Source organism: Nostoc sp. DSM 114159 (assembly GCF_053470285.1).
Genome location: NZ_JBPFEH010000001.1, coordinates 3046077 through 3063301, shown reverse-complemented (window position 1 = coordinate 3063301; position 17225 = coordinate 3046077). Strand labels below are relative to the sequence as shown.

The following is a 17225-nucleotide window of genomic DNA, read 5'->3' as shown; positions in this document are numbered from 1 at the left end:
CAAAAGCTAGCTTGGATTTTTAATTTTTAATTTTCAATTAATGAATTATCACTTAATAAATTACCGACAAACAAGGAAGATAGTTACATATTTCAAATTCGGAAATATTCGGTAATACTGGTATTATCCAAGGCTACCCTAACACTAAATTGCTCTCTAGGTTCACCACGAAACTGCAATTGAATGTAGTTGTCTGATTTTCTAGATTGAGCGTCAAGAAATATTGCTCCTGAACTATCTATAACAGTGAGATGAACTCCTGGTGGCAAGTAAATTTGATTTCCAGTGGCGTGCAATTGGAGATGAATACTAGTTTGTCGATCTTTTTCGGGACTGATTTCCACAATCAACATCACAGGTTGGTTGTAGATTTGGATACCTAAATCAATCACTTTTGCCCGTTTAGTAATTGATTCTGGTTGTTTGAGGGTATCTAATTCCAAAGTTTCAATACTGCGAAAGGCATAAGTTGGCATGAGTTCCGGCACGTTCCACAGCGATTCAATAGTTTCCCAACCAGTCTCAAATATACCAGCAAACCATTGACTCAAATTTACTAATGAATTAAGTGGGGATTGACGCAGTTCCCAGATGTGGTCAATAAACGCTTCCAATGGTTGCAGTTGCGCTAAAGGAACTGTTTCAGTTGCCACACTAGGGACAAAACCAAGCAGCCTTGCTTCTTCGAGCGATTCATCAAATTGAACTATTAAATAACCCACCCGTTCTTCCCAAGTTTCTGGAGGAATAAAACATATTTGCTGATGCAAACGGACAGGGCGACACTCCAGACGGCCAATTGAGGGCAGTTCTAAATCAGCGACATCCCCACAAAGGCGCACAATTGGGTTCCAACTGTCACTAGCATGAAGATCGGTAGGAATATCCATCATCTGCAAGTAGTCATTCACCACCCATACAGCTAAAGTATTCAGCCGGACTTGCTCTGCTTTTTCAAGATTTGGTTGCTGGTTAGCAAATTGCTGGGCAGTTATGCGAGCTGTTTGGGAAATCGGCAATGTTAAAGCGAAATCATCTAGCTGATAGGTGGAGTTATTCATAAGTCAATTTCTAGGGTTCAATGCTGCTATGTATATATCACCCGCATTCAATAAATTTATGCCACAAAACTGAACACTGGAAAAAAAAACTGAATACTGGAAAAAGAGAATTGGGGACTGGGGATTAGGTAAAAATATCCCATACGATTAAAAGATTGTATATTGAAATCATCTGAGAGATAGATATTTTGAGTATTTATACCTCGATAAAATAGCTTAAAGCTGCTAAAAGCGGCTTATCAACTAGCAGATAGTTTGCCAAATTTTGAGCGGACAATTTGAGCGATCGCTTACAAAGATCGGCCCCTCAAATCACAACCAATTGCCAATCAAAACATAGGCAGACCAAAAGCTTGGCGCTCTGTAATTGGGATGTTTCAGCAGTTGTAGTTGGGCACGATGGACTGCTTCGGCTTTGGTGATTTTGCCACTTTTGAGTTCTCGATAGAAGGCACTAACAAACATCGCTGTTGATTCATCATCAATTTGCCACAGGGAAGCGATGGTACTACGCGCCCCAGCTCGGACAGCTGCTCCTGCTAGACCGAGTGCTGCACGGCTGTCTCCTGTTGCTGTCTGGCAAGCACTCAAAACCAATAATTCTACTACGGTTTTATTCTGGCTGTGGAAGAGAGTATCAAAATCTTTGACATTGATCTGACCATCGAAATCTAAAATAAAAGTGTCTTCGAGGCGGGAACTAAACTGACCGTGGGTTGCCAAATGCACTATGTTGAATGAAGCAGCGTCAATTTCACTTTCCAAATTCTTTTTCTTAAAATCTCCATCCAATAGGCTGGTTGTCGAAACTCCTGCTTTGGCAATACCGTCAAATTCAGATTTGATCGCCAGCAATGGTGCAAACTTGGGAAATCCTGGCGGCGGCATAGTCAGTCCTGCGGTTAGCGCTCTGAGCTGCTGTTTAATTAGCGGTTTCGGGTCGAGAAGTTGTAGACCAACGCTGAGGGCGATCGCATATTTCTCTACTAAATATTGTTTACCATCGTAGAGAGCTGCCATTGGTAAATTGCGTAATGGCCCATCTAGGACGAACACTAACGTATCGACGCCACTTTGTTGCAATTGTGACTCAATGGGTTTAAGCAGCCAGCTGTAAACTTCTTGCGATTGGGTTTGGACGATCTTAGTAGCAGTTGGATCGACAAGATTTCTTCGCAGTTTTATTAAGAGTTGCTCTACTTCTCTTTGGGAAATTTTGGTACTGTAGCTTTCCAAAGGTTGTTGAGGAATTTTGACAATTACCTGGAGTTCGTCACGAAGAATAATTGGATAAAGAATGGCAGCCTTGGAATTATCTTTATCTACTACTCGATCGAGGGCTACTTTCTGACCTTGCAGACAAGCTTCCTGAAAGAAGTCGTCTAATTCTGCTAGTTGGAGTGCTTCAATTCGCTGGCGTGCTTTATCCAATATTTCTTCATTTGGTTTTCCTTTTTGAGATTGCAGCAGTAACTCTACTGACTGGCGGTAGACAGGTTCTACACTGTCCCGGAAATCAAATTGCACATCCTGGTTCACTACATCTTTATTGACTACTAAATCTCTCCGCAGAGACTCAAGAGTGTTTACAGCAGCATCATAAGCCGCGATCGCACCATTAATATCTTTTTGTGCCCAAAGCAATCTACCTAACTGCCACTCCAAGCTATAGGTAATTTCTGGTGCATTGCTACTCTGTGCCAAAGCTAATCCTTGCCGAGTCAGGTCTTGCGCTTCTGACAACTGTCTGGTTTCTTCGTACAAGCTGCCTAAACTCTTTAGAGCATAAGCCTCTGCCCGCTTGTCACCTAAACTACGGGATTGCTGAATGGCACTAGCGAGTAATTTTGCTGAATCTTTTGTACTCGATCCTGAGTAAAAACTCTGACTCGATGCTTGTAATACACCACTCTTGACTTTTGCCAAACTTTGTGAAAAGTTAACCTGAGCGTAAATACTCGCACGGCTGAGGGGAAGTTGCTTGAGGTGGGACTCAATCAACGGCAAAAGAGTTTGAACCTTTGCCCATTCTTTATCTTTAATCAGTAGTCCCAGGTGATTGAGTTGTGCTTGAACTTTTGTGAGGGGTGAGGGAGATACTGCGACTGTTTTTTGATAATAGGCGATCGCCTGTTCCTTTTGATTTTGTTTGCGGGCATTATTCCCCAAGCTGAACAGACTAGCCCCAATATCAGCGCTTGATTGGAGATTTTGAGCAATTATCAGACTTTCTTCTAGCGCTTGGCGTGACTTTTTCAAATCGCCCAATACCAAAAGGGCATCACCGAGCGATCGCAAACTCACTGTCTTTTCTAGAGAATCTGGTTGAGATTTTAACGTCTGACTGATTCGATCGAGGGTTTTGATCGCTCGCGGGTAAAATCCTTGGGTGCGCCACGCTTGTGCTTGATTGATTAGCGATCGCACCACGCCACTTTGATTATCTGCTTGTTTGTAAATTTCTTCTGTCTGCTGCCAAGTTGCCAAAGCCGCCTCGGACTTTCCCATTGTCAATTGCAGACGACCTTGAATATCTAATGATTGGGCAAATATTTGCAAATTTTGGTTTTTATCCGGTTCTTGGAGTAAATTTAAGCTTTCTGTAATTGCCTGCTGCGCCTGACTCCATGCACCAAGTTGCTGGTAAGCTAGGGAAAGATTACCCAATGTGACTGCTAGTCCAAGGCTCTCCCCTTGCTGTTTATATATTTGGACAGCCTGTTGTAAAACTTCTACAGCTTTGGTAAAGTTGCCATTAATGTATAAAACTTCGCCCTGCTGTAAGAGTGAGGCGGCATCAGTGGGCACAGCCTGCGATATTGTACTATTTATTGGCAGTTGGGATAAAGAATTGATAGAGCCAGGAACTTTTGCTAGCACTGGTGAACCGACAATGCATAGCAAAGCGACCAGGAAGTACAAAGGCAAACGTAAAAAGTGAATTAGAGGAGTGAGCCAGCGCCTCCTTGCCGTTTCTCGACCCCTGCTTTTAAACTTTAGAGAATTTGCGCTAAAAATCCTAGTTGTTTTAGCCATAAGCATGACGAGAGGTAGGTGATAACCACGAACACATAGGATGAACTATTAAGCTAACAGGCTAATGTTACCATCCCCATTCCTCATCCTTTGAGCTTCCACAATTTTCTTATTTATGGCGATCGCTGTGAAACTTGATTAGCAAAGTAAATGAAGTACGCGGGTAGGGGCACAACATATTGTGCCCCGACGATTATCTCTACCTCATCATGCAATCTGTTGTAGTTAAAAAGCGATCGCTAACCTTAATCAAACACTCACTGAAATCGCCTTCTCCAATAATCAGGTCTGCGCTTGCTATGTGCTATTGCAACAATCCAGATAAACTCTTCAAATTCTGCATAGAAAATGAGATAAGGAAAATGCTGAATCACATAACGACGCAGCCCTACAATTTTATACGGCGCTCCTATGTTCGAGTTTTGCTGAATCTTGCTAATAGACTGTTCCACTTCAGATAAAAAATCTAGCCCTAGACCTGCTTTTTGCTTCTCGTAGTAGCCGACTGAATTATCTAACTCTTCTCGTGCTTTGGTGTGGATAACGATCGGCTTCACGAATACTTGTCTCGCAGTTCAGTGAATACCTTATCTGACTGTTCACCAGAAACTATTCCACTACTAATATCTTCCAACCTTTGTGTTAACTCAATATCCCAAGCAAGGTCTATATCTTTATCCACTTCTTTGTCTAAAGAATGGATCAAAAAGTAAGCAAGCTCTGCACGCTCTTCTATGGATAGCTGAGAAAGTTCAAGCCTAAGTTTCTCTACCGTTTCAGTCATAGTGTATGATCTCCTTGCGGTCTATAAGCGTGTTCCCAGTTCTCGAATGGGTGCTGAGTCAGCAGATTAAGTGCTATACCAGCAGTATCTTTTACGCACAATGCTAACGCATCGGTTTAAAATGCTGAACCTATCTGACGTTTTCACGATTTGATTTTAAGTATTGTATCTTTTCAGTCATAGACTGCCCAACACCAATCAATACCCCGTGACGATTTTCACCCAGTAGCCACTCAAACTTTTTCGAGACTATGTAATATTCAAATCCATACATTTCTCCTATTAAGTCGGCAATTACCTCGATCTCACCCTCATAGAGCCAAAAATTACCATGCTGTTTAGTTCTTTTCCAGTCTTCAGCCACAAACCACACTGTCTCTTCTAAAGGTACAAGTTCTTTCAAAACATCGGGTGCATATTCGAGATGAATTGAGCAAGATGGTTCTTTGAATGAACCCCACCACCAGGGATAATTTAGTCCTTTTTTACCCAAGCTTGTGAATCGCTCAAGAATTGACACCAATATCTGTTCGTATTCATGAAGGCTAACTAACCTGAAATCATTACAAGAAAGGTTTAGCGTTTTTATGGCTTCTTCAATATCTACTCTGAAATCTAAGCGTTGAGTCATAAAATCTACATTGCTCTAATACCAATTCTCTATAAATGATGACGATCCGTTTCCTTGGCGTTCTTAGCAAGTTCGCTTCTATTTATTAATATGAGTATTTTACACTTTTGACTTCACTACTGGCTGTGATGCTTGTAAAAGCTGAGGCAAACTCCAGTCGGGACGCAAGCTAGCGACGTTGCGTAAATAGATATGATGAATTGAGGCAAAAGCTGGCAGATAGGCGTGGATTAAGAACCGAATGCAGGGCTTTAAGCTACCTTCTACGTGTATTTGCTGCACATCCAAACATTACTACATTATCCCAACAGGCAGGACGCGCTCTAGCAATCGCATCTGGAAAAATAGCATCCAAATCGCGTGTCACTAAAAAGTACTTTTTGTGCCATTCCCAATGCCCAGAATTTAAAATCCAGCCAAATGATGTGAAGGGTTCAAACTCAGGGATGATGAGTAATTAGCAATTAAATTGACAAAATCACACTATAAAGAGTGATATTAACCGATAAATAGCGCTTGTAAAGGACTAACGGGCATGATTAAATCTTGGATGGTGATTGGGGGCGTGGCTTTCTTGGTTGCTTTAGCCGCGAACGTGATTACGCCTAGCGATCGCCAATGGTTCAAGCGTTTACAACGACCGAGATGGCTAACTTTTGAGGGCGCAATTCCGATTATTTGGACTGTAATATTTATTTGCGGTGCTTGGTCAGCTTATATTGTCTGGGAAAAAGACCCAGGAAGCACCTCAACTTGGTTAATCATGGGTTTATATCTGCTATTAGAAATTGTTACCATTGCCTATACGCCTGTAATGTTTAAGCTTCGCAGTCTGAAAGTGGGTACAATTCTCGGTGGCACAGGTTTGATTATTGATGTTTTATTGATACTTGCAGTCTTAGGTTTTTCTGGTTGGGCAGCCCTATTACTAGTTCCTTATTTACTCTGGAGTCCCATTGGTACTTATACCACTTGGCAGATGATGAGTCTCAATCCTCAAGATGCCTAAGAATCGCACCAGAGAATGATTAAACATATAGCCTAAATTGTCACACTTGCAGTGTATGAATTGACAAAATACACAAAGCTTGAGTGCATTATGATTCCATCTTGGATAATAATTGGGGCTGTAACTTTCTTAGTCGCCCTTGGTAGTTTCTTCATCACGCCGCGTGATGTTAAATGGTTTGCAAATCTAAGTCGCCCTCGCTGGTTAGTTTTTGAGCCGCTGATTCCGGTTATCTGGACTGTGATTTTTATTTGCGGTGCGGCTTCAGCTTATATTGTCTGGGAAAAAAATCCCGGAAGCCTAATTACTTGGCTAATAATGGCTTTGTACCTTTTGGTGGAAATTATCACCGTCGCCTATATACCTACAATGTTGAGGTTTCGCAGCCTCAAAATTGGGGAAGTTCTTGGGCTAATCGGTTTGATTTCAGGCGTTGTTTTGGCAATCTGCGTTTTGCCGATTTCTCTAGTGGCGGCGCTGTTACTCCTTCCTTATCTAGTTTGGACTCCCATTGGTACTTACACCACTGATGAGTTAAAAGAATTGAATCCTCAAGATGCATGAAGAAGTATTCAGTAGTCTGAATTCAGTAGTCAGAAGAAGAAAGTGTAGGATGAACGCTTATTTATTCCTTATGGATTCCGTAAGAAAGATTTCGCATTTAGTATCACCATTTATTCAGCATTAGATTGAGCAAGTCTGCCAGTTAGACTCCAATTCAATTCTGAATTCTGAATTCTGACTCCTGAATTCTTTTGTAATAACGCATCTATACAAGCCGACCATAACGTGCTGTGGTAGGATTGGCTGGATTAGATTGATTCTTCAGCCAAGCCCACATTTGATCGCCGACAGAAAAATGCCACCATTCTCTAGGATTGCGTTGAAAGCCGGCTTTTAACATTACATCTCGCAATAGTTGACGATGAGTATGATACTTTTGCGTTTCTGAGCGATCGCTATTGGCATAATAATCGGGATGCGATCGCTCTGACATTTCATCAATCGGCGAACCCATATTCACTATTTCGCCAGTATCATCTACCAGCGTCACATCCACCGCCGCACCTGTACTGTGAGGAGGCGGAGTTTTTTCATCTAAACTCGGTGCAGCCCAAATTGCATAAACCGCTTCCCAAATCTCTTGGCGCTGGTTTGCTGATAAGTCTACTTCAATCAGTCCTCTTTCTCGTACTGCTTGGGCGAAGCTGTAATCTACCATAAACTGTTGGACTGCTACTGGGCGATAGGCATCAAAAATTTGAATTCGCCATTTCGGACGCAACAATTCCAGGTAATTTTGCGCTTGAATCAAATTTTCAATGACGCTTTGACGGAGATAATAAGGAGAGCGATCGCCATAAGGCGCACCTAACTTTTCATAAGGATGGGGAGATTCCACCGCAAACAATTCTAAAGGAATCTTGATTAGCGGTTCACCACACTCAAAAATCGGGATTTGATGATAAGGTCTCATCTAGTCAGCTACATAGGACTTACGGATTTTAACGCAAGCATAGCATTGTGCGTAACGATTCTCTTCTTCCTCTGTGTTCTTTGCGGCTCTGCGTGCAATACCAATTTTTCTCAACCCTGAACAATTTGTTATTTCGGGGTACTCATTTGTTATTTCGGAGTACTCATTTGTTATTTTGGCGTTCGCATTTGTTATTTTGGCGTTCGCATTTGTTATTTCGGAGTACTCATTTGCTATTTCGGAGTACTCATTTGCTATTTCGGAGTACTCATTTGTTATTAGGACTTACGCACACTCTACGAATTCTTGGCGTTCTTGGCGTCTTGGCGGTTCGATAAATTAAGCTTTTCGGCAATTTTTGCGTAAGTCCTGGTTATTTTGGAGTGCTCAATATGCCCTAGCAGACTTAAGATTCTATCATTAACGGTTTGTTTTCTCAAAAATGCTCAATCAAAACCAAATACCTTTATTAGATGCCTTAAAAGCTAATGCAGCAAGACCTCATGCACCTTTTTACACTCCAGGACATAAACTAGGTGAGGGAATTTCTCAACCTTTGGCCGATTTACTTGGTAAAGCCGTCTTTCGCGCTGATTTAACAGAATTAGCAGATTTAGATAATCTCTTTGCACCCCAAGGCGTTATTCAAGAAGCACAACAACTGGCGGCTGAGGCGTTTGGTGCTTCGCAAACATGGTTCCTTGTCAATGGTTCTACCTGTGGAATTGAAGCGGCAATTCTCGCTACCTGTGGCACAGGCGATAAAATCATTCTGCCTCGTAATGTGCATTCTTCGGCGATCGCAGGTTTAATTCTCTCTGGTGCAATACCAATTTTTCTTAATCCTGAATACGATCCAGTTTTAGATATTGCCCACAGCATCACGCCCAATGCTGTACAATCTGCACTCCAACAACATCCAGATGCGAAAGCAGTGTTGGTAGTTTATCCAACATATTACGGTGTTTGTGGAGATTTGAGTGCGATCGCCAATATTACACATCAATATAATGTCCCTCTACTTGTAGATGAGGCCCACGGCGCACACTTTGCCTTTCATCCCGAATTACCCACTCCAGCTTTAGCCGCAGGTGCTGATTTAACTGTACAATCCATCCACAAGGTACTCGGTGCGATGACACAGGCATCGATGCTGCATATCCAGGGTGATAGGATAAATGGCGATCGCATCAGTAAAGCTTTGCAACTCTTACAATCTACTAGTCCTAGTTATTTACTTTTAGCTTCTTTAGATGCAGCGCGTCAGCAAATGGCACTCCACGGAAAAATGCTGATGTCTCGCACTTTGCAACTTGGTGAGGAAGCTAGAACAAAAATCAGTCAAGTTCCGGGATTATCAGTTTTGGAAATGCCTCAGTTGGGGGAATCTCCTGGCTTTGTAGCTTTAGACAAAACGCGACTAACTGTCACTGTTTCTAGTTTAGGTTTAACTGGATTTGAAGCAGATGAAATTTTGGATGAAAAATTTGCCGTTACTGCTGAATTCGCCTCATTACAACATCTCACCTTTATCATTAGTTTGGGCAACACCTCAGCCGATATTGAACAATTAGTGCAAGGTTTCACCACCCTCGCCAAAGAATATTGCCGAAGCAACTTGACTGTTAAAAACCAGGTTTGGCTAAATCTAGACAGAACCCTAGATTATGCTTTACAACTTTCTCCCCGCGAAGCTTTTTTTGCTGTCAGTGAAATACTACCTTTGACACAAACCAATAAACGCATCTGTGCTGAAATCGTCTGTCCCTATCCCCCAGGAATTCCTGTGTTAATGCCAGGAGAAGCCATCACCAAATCTGTTCTTGAATACCTACAACAAATCCAGGCTATGGGTGGATTTATCAGTGGTTGTAATGACATTAGCCTCAAAACTTTGAAAGTTGTGAAATAACTTTATAACTCCTGAATTCTGATTCATAGACATTTAATTCATGAAGTCAATAGTAAATGTGCGGCTTTTCAAATAGATTTAGGGAAAAATATACAGTAGTTTTACCAGTGTGAAACTTCAATAAAATAGCTAGCTAACTAGTGCAATCTTTGATTTATACTCATAGGATCATCTTGATGATTCCTAAACTAGAAGATGAAATCAAAAACCTATTATATTTGGGGGCAAGTAGCAGCTCCGATTGTAGTCACTTTAGCGCTGGGTTTTTCAGCAAGAGCGAATGCAGTTGAGTTAGGCGCTGCCTCTGATTACAATGTATTTGTTTTGGGAGATATCTTTCAAAAATATACAGATATCGAAGGAAAAGTTGCTGCTGGCGGTAACATCAATTTCGTCGGCGGACTTGGAAGCAGACTTTCTGGCAATAGCGGCAACGTAGTAGTCGCTGGACAGAATTTAACTTTAAGCAACGGTCAAGTCTACCACGGAAATGCTGTCTATGGAGGCAGCGCCAATGTATCCAGCAATGTGGGATTTCCCCAAGGAACTCTCAGCCAGGGTAATCCCATCGACTTCAATGAAGCAGGGAAACAACTGCGAGGGTTATCTGAATATTTGGCAACCTTGACTCCTACTGGTAACACAACAGTTCAACCTTGGGGTGCTATTAACCTTAGTGGCAGTGGTACCGCTTTCAATGTTTTTAATCTTGCAGGCTCATCTGTCTCCAAGACCAACTATTTTGAAATTAAAGGAGACGCAAATTCAACTATCGTTGTCAATATCAGCGGTAAGGATGTGTCACTGCAAAACTTTGGGTTTAATATCATTGGCGCAGATAAACAAAAGGTAATCTACAACTTTTATGAAGCGACAAATATAACTGCTAGTGGAATTGGCATCCAAGGTAGTATCCTTGCGCCTTTGGCGAATTTCAATTTCAATAATGGTCAAATTAACGGCAATGTAGTAGTAGCTTCTTTGACAGGAAATGGCGAGTCTCACAACTATCTATTTAATGGCGATCTGCCAGATGTCCCAATTAGGTACTACACTCCGCCTAAGCCTCCCATTCGTAGGGTTCCAGAGCCTGCAAATCTTCCAGGTTTAGGATTAGTTTCTGTAGTATTTGGTTTGTTTCGCTACAAACGCAATCGAGCAATTTGTTTAGAATAATTAAAAATTTTTGGCAGCATAGCGCATGAAGCGAATTTGTTTACAGATTTTCGCTCATGCGCTATTTCCTTGCTCTCTACCTTCTACAATAAGGATAGACTTTATTGAGATTTGTATAGTTGGGGATCGGCTGTCATGGCTCCCGCCGTTTTCATTCAAAATTTGCAAAAGCGCTACGGTACAGTGGTTGCCGTTCAGGATGTTTCTTTTCAGGTAGAACAAGGAGAAATTTTTGGTTTGCTTGGCCCCAACGGTGCTGGGAAAACTACTACCTTACGTGCTTTGTGTACGCTGACCACACCGGATGCAGGCATTATCGAAGTATCTGGCATCTCTGTGTTAGATAATCCCAGAGTCGCAAGACAACGACTAGGCTACGTAGCTCAAGAAGTCGCTATAGATAAGGTGTTGACTGGAAAAGAACTGCTGCAATTGCAAGCAGCACTTTATCACCTTCCAGGCGCAGTAGCCAAACAGCGAATTGAGACAGTATTAGATTTACTCGGTTTGCAAGAATACGCCAATAAAAAGACAGGTACATACTCAGGCGGTTTACGCAAGCGCCTAGACTTGGCTGCTGGATTGCTCCATGCACCGGATGTTCTGGTATTGGACGAGCCAACTGTAGGGCTTGACATAGAAACCCGTTTTGTGGTATGGGATTTCCTGAGAAAATTACGCGCTTCTGGGACGACGGTAGTAATTACCAGCCATTACTTAGAAGAAATTGACGCTTTAGCCGATCGCGTGGCAATTATAGATCGCGGCGTTGTCATTGCTAGTGATACACCTTCGCAATTGAAAGATCGAGTAGGGGGCGATCGCATCACCTTGCGAATCCGCGAGTTTTCCCCGATTGAGGAAGCTGAAAAAGCCAAAAACCTCCTGAAACCTTTGCCTTTTGTCCAAGAAATCATCATCAACAGCGCTCAAGGTAATTCACTCAACTTGGTAGTGACACCTCAAAATGATGTTCTCATTAACATACAGCAAGCGCTGAATACCGCTGGCTTGCCCATATTTGGCATCGCCCAATCTCGCCCCAGCCTCGATGACGTTTATCTCGCTGCCACAGGACGCACCTTGTTGGATGCAGAACTCGCAGCCGTAGCTACCCGCGATCCCAAAGCTGAGAAGAAGCAGAATATGAGATAGAGAATGGGGAGTGAAGAAGGGAATAGGTGACAGGTTACAGGGTACAGATTATTCCTTGTCACCTGTAACCTCTCCCCTAATCCCAATCCCCAATCTAAAATCCAAAATCAAAAATCCAAAATTGCTATGAGTGTTACTCCTAAGTCTGATATCAATTGGCAGCAATTAGCATCGCCGCAAGCTGATGCTAATACTGCACCTAACTTTTTCGGTGAATTGGTACAAGAGACGTTGGCTTTAACTCGTCGCTTGTTTATTCAGTTGCAACGCCGTCCCTCATCTTTGGTTGCTGGAATTATTCAACCAGTAATGTGGTTAGTGCTATTTGGTGCTTTGTTCCAAAATGCTCCCAAGGGTATATTTGGCAATACAACAAATTACGGTCAATTTTTGGCGGCTGGCATTATTGTGTTTACAGCCTTTGCTGGGGCGCTGAATGCTGGTTTACCTGTAATGTTTGACCGCGAGTTCGGCTTTTTGAATCGTTTGCTGGTAGCACCGTTGGCATCGCGGTTTTCCATTGTCTTTGCCTCAGCCATTTTCATCATCAGCCAAAGTTTGTTGCAAGCAGCCGTAATTGTTGCAGCAGCAGCATTTTTGGGCGCAGGACTACCCAATATAGCTGGTTTAAGTGCGATCGCTTTAATTGTCTTACTCTTAGCTTTGGGTGTAACAGCCATCTCCCTCGGTTTAGCTTTTGCTTTACCCGGACATATTGAATTGATTGCAGTGATTTTTGTCACTAACCTACCACTATTGTTTGCGAGTACTGCTTTAGCACCCCTATCCTTCATGCCTCAGTGGTTGCAGGTTGTAGCTACTCTAAATCCTCTCAGTTATGCGATCGAACCAATTCGCTATCTCTATTTCCACAATAATTGGGGACTAGGTAGTGTAGTGATGCAGGCTCCTTGGGGCGATGTTACCTTTGGGGGAGCGTTGCTGGTGTTGTTTGGCTTTGCCTTAGTCGCCTTGCTGAGTATTCAACCCCAACTGCGGCGTACTCTGGCTTAAAAAGATAAAATAGATCAATTTTAGGTAGGGTCAAAACCCATGAAAAAACCATTTTTACAAATTACTAGACTCTTTGTAGCTACGGCAGCAGGAATTAGCTTTGCTTCCTTGCTCGCGGCTCAACCAAGTTCTGCTCAAATCAGCAGCCCAACGGATGCTTTCCCCAGTAATAGTACAACAGACCAAAATACCGATCCTTTCGCCCGTTCCAATTCAGACAATTTCAACATGTTCGATCTGATTCATCGGGCAAATTTCGGGACTCTCAACTGGGATTCTAACCAACAGAACGAAGAACTAAACTCAGCAGCAGCAGCCTTTAAAGCAAGGCAGCAAAAACTAATTCAAGGTCAACAACAGCAACCAACCCTCAGTTTGCCAACGGTTAGACAACCATCAGTGACGCCACCATTGATTACACCACCATCAGGTAACTGAATCAAACAAAGAACCCCAAGTCTCTAGAGGCTTGGGGCTGAAACTATTAAAAAAAACCTGAATTATCAGGTAAAAAACTACAGCCCAAGTGCAGCTAAAATATCGTTAGCATGGTTGCTGGTATTTACATTGGCGTCAACATGGGTAATTTTGCCGCTGGGGTCAATTACGTAAGTGACGCGCTTGGCATAACCACCGCCATCCACATCGAAAGCTTTGATGAGGGATTTGTCGGTGTCAGCCAGTAGGGGAAAATTCAAATTATATTTTTGGGTGAATGCTTGATGGGAGACTTCATCATCTGCACTCACTCCCAAGATGACAATATCTTTACCTTGATATTCAGACTGGGCATCCCGGAAACTACAGGCTTGTTTGGTGCAGCCTGGCGTGTCATCTTTGGGGTAAAAATATAAAACAACCGTCTTCCCTCTCAAATCAGATAGCGAGACTGTGTTGCCGTTTGTATCTTTGGCGGTAAATGCAGGTGCATCCGTACCAACTGCTAGAGGCATAATTAACCTTTCCTGTTTCAGATTGTTGATGCACTTGAAATTTTACATTAATTTATAATGTTTAAATATAATTACTAAAAAATAGGATAAATACACTTTAGGTAACTAATTTTGGTTTAATGGGGTATTTGGTACAAGAAAAAATATATTCTTAAATTAATCTTTGTTAGAAGAAAAATTTATACCAATACACAATGGCTGCTGTTGATTCCCAAAACCCAAATATTTTTGTCTATCCTCAAAGCACAGTAGAAAGAGCCGAGCGATCGCTAGTGTGTTCGCCTTTTAATGTATCTTTATTTGAAGTGATGAGACACCAGAGTGTGTCATTAACTGCGATCGCCCTGGAAAATGGACTCAAGCAGGGCTATACTAAACGCCCTTTATCAGAATTAGCCTGTAATGACGCTTTGGGGTGGTTGATTCAAGTAGGTGTATTGCGCCGAGAAGTTGATGGTCAGGGAATTACAGATAGTTTTCGCCTCACTCCCTTGGGACGCCAGTTAGTAGAACAGTACCAGGGAAAAAATTGGCGTACTCCTTCATGGCGCGATCGTTTGTATGATTCTGTAATTCGTTGGTTACGGATACCTTTTTAGAATAAAAAATCCAAGAGTTAGGATTAGGGAATCAAAGGGAACAATATATACGGAAACATCACATCTATTCATGAAGTCTTTACCATAACCATCTAATTGCAATTTGTGATGGTTATGGTGAGCATTGGGCACTTGTACTGAGCAGTTCGGCAGGTTTTTACAGGTAGCTCTGTCGAACTGTTTACTGTGAGATGTTGCCATTGGCGCAGCCTCTCGTAGAAAAGTGTTGGGCATGGTGTATTATTTCTTCTCCCCTGCTCCCCTGTTGTTCGCTCTCAAAATTAACCCTGTATCTTGAAAAACTAAATGATAGCAACTATGAAATCAATTATGGTGGTGGGGACAACATCCCATGCAGGGAAATCACTTTTAACTACAGCTATTTGTCGCATTCTGTCGCGGCGTGGTTGGCGAGTGGCTCCCTTTAAAGGTCAAAATATGGCTTTAAATGCTTATGTCACTGCCAGTGGTGGAGAAATTGGCTATGCCCAAGCAGTGCAAGCTTGGGCTGCGGGAGTCGTGCCTTGGGTAGAAATGAACCCAATTCTACTCAAACCGCAAGGGGATATGACTTCTCAAGTAATTATTAAAGGTAGGTCTGTAGGTAAAGTCAGTGCTTCAGATTACTACGAGCAATATTTTGAACTGGGGTGGCGGACAATTGAAGAATCGCTACAGCATTTAGGAACAGAATTTGACATGGTGGTTTGTGAAGGTGCCGGTAGCCCTGCGGAAATTAACCTCAAGCACCGCGACTTAACTAATATGCGGGTAGCAAAACATTTAAATGCACCAACCATATTAGTAGTTGATATTGACCGGGGTGGTGCTTTTGCCCATGTCGTTGGAACCCTAGAGTTATTAGAACCAGATGAACGCGCTTTAATTAAAGGTATAGTAATTAATAAGTTTCGAGGGCAGCGATCGCTCTTAGATCCGGGGATAAAATGGCTAGAAGAACGCACAGGTATCCCCGTTATCGGTGTTATACCCTACTTGCAAGAAATGTTTCCAGCAGAGGATTCTCTTGACCTGCTAGAACGTCAATCGTCCACGAATAAAGCCCAAACTGACCTCACCATTGCCGTCATCCGCTTACCAAGAATTGCCAATTTCACCGACTTTGACCCACTGGAATCAGAAAGTACAGTTTCAATTAAATACTTAAGCCCTAAGCAAGATTTGGGACATCCTGATGCCGTAATTATCCCAGGTACAAAGACTACAATTGCTGACTTGCTATTGCTGCAAAAGAGCGGTATGGCAGAAGCGATCCAAAACTACGCTGCTTCTGGGGGAACGGTTTTAGGTATCTGCGGTGGCTATCAAATGCTCGGTCAAATCATCGCTGACCCAGAAGGGATAGAGGGACAAGCTGGCAGATTTCAAGGGTTAAATCTTTTACCAATCAGAACTGTAATTACAGGGCAAAAAATCGCCCGTCAGCGCCAAGTTAGCTCAAATTATCCCCAACAAGGCTTGCCAGTTAATGGCTTTGAAATCCACCAAGGGCGATCGCGTATCGAACAGCAAGGCATAGATCCCCAATCGTACCATGCCCTATTTGACGATATTAATTTAGGGTTAGTAGATAGTTGTCAATCGGTGTGGGGTAGTTACCTCCACGGGCTTTTTGACAATGGGCCTTGGCGACGGGCTTGGTTAAATCGCCTCCGTCAACAGCGCGGTTTAAAATCTTTGCCTACCGGTGTTGCGAACTATCGAGAACAGCGAGAGCAGATTTTGGACTCTCTAGCCATTGAAGTTGAAAGCCATTTAGACTTAAGTCTGTTTTTGTCTTAAGCTAAAATCCCTTGAAATGTCATTAGTCATTGGTCACTTGTACTGAGCTTGTCCTGAGCGTAGCCGAAGGGCGTAGTCGAAGTATTAGTCATTTGCAAAGGACAAAGGACAACTGACAAATGACAACTCTATTAAAAGCGTAATATTGATGATTGTTCGTGTCCGTTTTTTACCAGATGATGTCACAGTAGATGCCGAAGTGGGAGAAGCCCTCTTAGATGTAGCAGACCGGGCTGGGGTATTTATTCCCACCGGTTGTCTCATGGGGTCTTGTCACGCTTGCACTGTCGAATTAGAGGATGGAGAGATTGTTCGCGCTTGTATCACCGGAGTACCGCCACGCGAAAAATTGACGATTAATTTGTTTAGCGATCCTACTTGGTAATTTTTTAATCCTCTAAGTTCAAAATGTCAGATGAGGAAGTAGAGGAGAAGAAACAAGATGAGTAAGGAAAATTGTAGGTTGGGTTAAGCAAAGCGCAACCCAACAAAGCCCCGAAAATGTTGAGTTTCGTTCCTCAACTCAACCTACATATTTCAAAGTTTTTGGCACTAACCCAATCTTGGTAGTTTTTTAACCTCTAAGTTCAAAATATCAGATGAGGAAGTAGAGAA

17 protein-coding genes and 1 pseudogene are annotated in these 17225 nt (G+C 42.5%); 10 read left to right on the top strand and 8 right to left on the bottom strand.

The window, feature by feature from the left end:
• Positions 1 to 92: 92 nt before the first annotated feature.
• The 6 genes and pseudogenes from ACR5KR_RS12590 to aroH all read right to left on the bottom strand — a co-directional run.
• The gene (locus tag ACR5KR_RS12590; RefSeq protein ID WP_445626245.1) at positions 93 to 1061 is read right to left on the bottom strand and encodes a DUF1822 family protein; all 969 of its coding nucleotides are present in this window, start codon (positions 1059 to 1061) and stop codon (positions 93 to 95) included.
• A 312-nt stretch (positions 1062 to 1373) separates the two neighbouring features.
• Complete coding sequence (locus ACR5KR_RS12585; RefSeq protein WP_448270181.1) at positions 1374 to 4097, bottom strand: CHAT domain-containing protein; 2724 nt, start codon at positions 4095 to 4097, stop codon at positions 1374 to 1376.
• A 257-nt stretch (positions 4098 to 4354) separates the two neighbouring features.
• Positions 4355 to 4654, bottom strand: coding sequence for a type II toxin-antitoxin system RelE/ParE family toxin (locus ACR5KR_RS12580; RefSeq protein WP_448266751.1), 300 nt, complete (start codon positions 4652 to 4654; stop codon positions 4355 to 4357).
• Positions 4651 to 4881, bottom strand: a complete 231-nt coding sequence (locus ACR5KR_RS12575) for an addiction module protein (RefSeq protein WP_448266750.1) — start codon at positions 4879 to 4881, stop codon at positions 4651 to 4653. Before ACR5KR_RS12575 ends, ACR5KR_RS12580 begins: the two co-directional genes overlap by 4 nt.
• Positions 4882 to 5011: 130 nt before the next feature.
• Positions 5012 to 5512 carry a DUF6756 family protein gene (locus ACR5KR_RS12570; protein ID WP_448266749.1) on the bottom strand — a complete coding sequence of 167 codons (501 nt, stop codon included), beginning with the start codon at positions 5510 to 5512 and terminating at the stop codon, positions 5012 to 5014.
• A gap of 99 nt (positions 5513 to 5611) precedes the next feature.
• A pseudogene (gene aroH, locus ACR5KR_RS12565) lies at positions 5612 to 5885 on the bottom strand (chorismate mutase); the annotation flags it as partial.
• Positions 5886 to 6047: 162 nt separating this feature from the next.
• Here aroH and ACR5KR_RS12560 point away from each other — a divergent pair.
• Both ACR5KR_RS12560 and ACR5KR_RS12555 read left to right on the top strand, forming a co-directional pair.
• Positions 6048 to 6521, top strand: coding sequence for a TspO/MBR family protein (locus ACR5KR_RS12560; protein WP_322701606.1), 474 nt, complete (start codon positions 6048 to 6050; stop codon positions 6519 to 6521).
• 90 nt (positions 6522 to 6611) lie between these two features.
• The gene (locus ACR5KR_RS12555; protein ID WP_448266748.1) at positions 6612 to 7085 is read left to right on the top strand and encodes a TspO/MBR family protein; all 474 of its coding nucleotides are present in this window, start codon (positions 6612 to 6614) and stop codon (positions 7083 to 7085) included.
• A 205-nt stretch (positions 7086 to 7290) separates the two neighbouring features.
• Here ACR5KR_RS12555 and ACR5KR_RS12550 read toward each other — a convergent pair whose 3' ends face one another.
• Positions 7291 to 7998 carry a M15 family metallopeptidase gene (locus tag ACR5KR_RS12550; protein WP_448266747.1) on the bottom strand — a complete coding sequence of 236 codons (708 nt, stop codon included), beginning with the start codon at positions 7996 to 7998 and terminating at the stop codon, positions 7291 to 7293.
• A 442-nt stretch (positions 7999 to 8440) separates the two neighbouring features.
• On the opposite strand from ACR5KR_RS12550, the gene ACR5KR_RS12545 reads away from it, so the two are divergent.
• The 5 genes from ACR5KR_RS12545 to ACR5KR_RS12525 all read left to right on the top strand — a co-directional run bounded on the left by ACR5KR_RS12545 (position 8441) and on the right by ACR5KR_RS12525 (position 13693).
• Complete coding sequence (locus tag ACR5KR_RS12545) at positions 8441 to 9910, top strand: aminotransferase class I/II-fold pyridoxal phosphate-dependent enzyme (RefSeq protein WP_448266746.1); 1470 nt, start codon at positions 8441 to 8443, stop codon at positions 9908 to 9910.
• 195 nt (positions 9911 to 10105) lie between these two features.
• Positions 10106 to 11086, top strand: a complete 981-nt coding sequence (locus tag ACR5KR_RS12540; protein ID WP_448266745.1) for a choice-of-anchor A family protein — start codon at positions 10106 to 10108, stop codon at positions 11084 to 11086.
• A 135-nt stretch (positions 11087 to 11221) separates the two neighbouring features.
• The gene (locus ACR5KR_RS12535) at positions 11222 to 12241 is read left to right on the top strand and encodes an ABC transporter ATP-binding protein (RefSeq protein ID WP_448266744.1); all 1020 of its coding nucleotides are present in this window, start codon (positions 11222 to 11224) and stop codon (positions 12239 to 12241) included.
• Positions 12242 to 12367: 126 nt separating this feature from the next.
• Positions 12368 to 13255, top strand: coding sequence for an ABC transporter permease (locus ACR5KR_RS12530; protein ID WP_448266743.1), 888 nt, complete (start codon positions 12368 to 12370; stop codon positions 13253 to 13255).
• Positions 13256 to 13294: 39 nt separating this feature from the next.
• Complete coding sequence (locus tag ACR5KR_RS12525; RefSeq protein ID WP_445626256.1) at positions 13295 to 13693, top strand: hypothetical protein; 399 nt, start codon at positions 13295 to 13297, stop codon at positions 13691 to 13693.
• A 77-nt stretch (positions 13694 to 13770) separates the two neighbouring features.
• Here the strand turns inward: ACR5KR_RS12525 and ACR5KR_RS12520 are convergent, their stop codons facing one another.
• Complete coding sequence (locus tag ACR5KR_RS12520; protein ID WP_448266742.1) at positions 13771 to 14208, bottom strand: peroxiredoxin; 438 nt, start codon at positions 14206 to 14208, stop codon at positions 13771 to 13773.
• Positions 14209 to 14402: 194 nt separating this feature from the next.
• On the opposite strand from ACR5KR_RS12520, the gene ACR5KR_RS12515 reads away from it, so the two are divergent.
• The 3 genes from ACR5KR_RS12515 (at position 14403) to ACR5KR_RS12505 (ending at position 16995) form a co-directional block, all read left to right on the top strand.
• Positions 14403 to 14807 (top strand): Npun_F0494 family protein, encoded by a 405-nt coding sequence (locus ACR5KR_RS12515; RefSeq protein WP_448266741.1) that lies wholly within the window; start codon positions 14403 to 14405, stop codon positions 14805 to 14807.
• A 318-nt stretch (positions 14808 to 15125) separates the two neighbouring features.
• Complete coding sequence (cobQ, locus tag ACR5KR_RS12510; protein WP_448266740.1) at positions 15126 to 16610, top strand: cobyric acid synthase CobQ; 1485 nt, start codon at positions 15126 to 15128, stop codon at positions 16608 to 16610.
• Positions 16611 to 16758: 148 nt separating this feature from the next.
• The gene (locus ACR5KR_RS12505; RefSeq protein WP_448266739.1) at positions 16759 to 16995 is read left to right on the top strand and encodes a 2Fe-2S iron-sulfur cluster-binding protein; all 237 of its coding nucleotides are present in this window, start codon (positions 16759 to 16761) and stop codon (positions 16993 to 16995) included.
• The last annotated feature ends 230 nt before the right edge of the window (positions 16996 to 17225 follow it).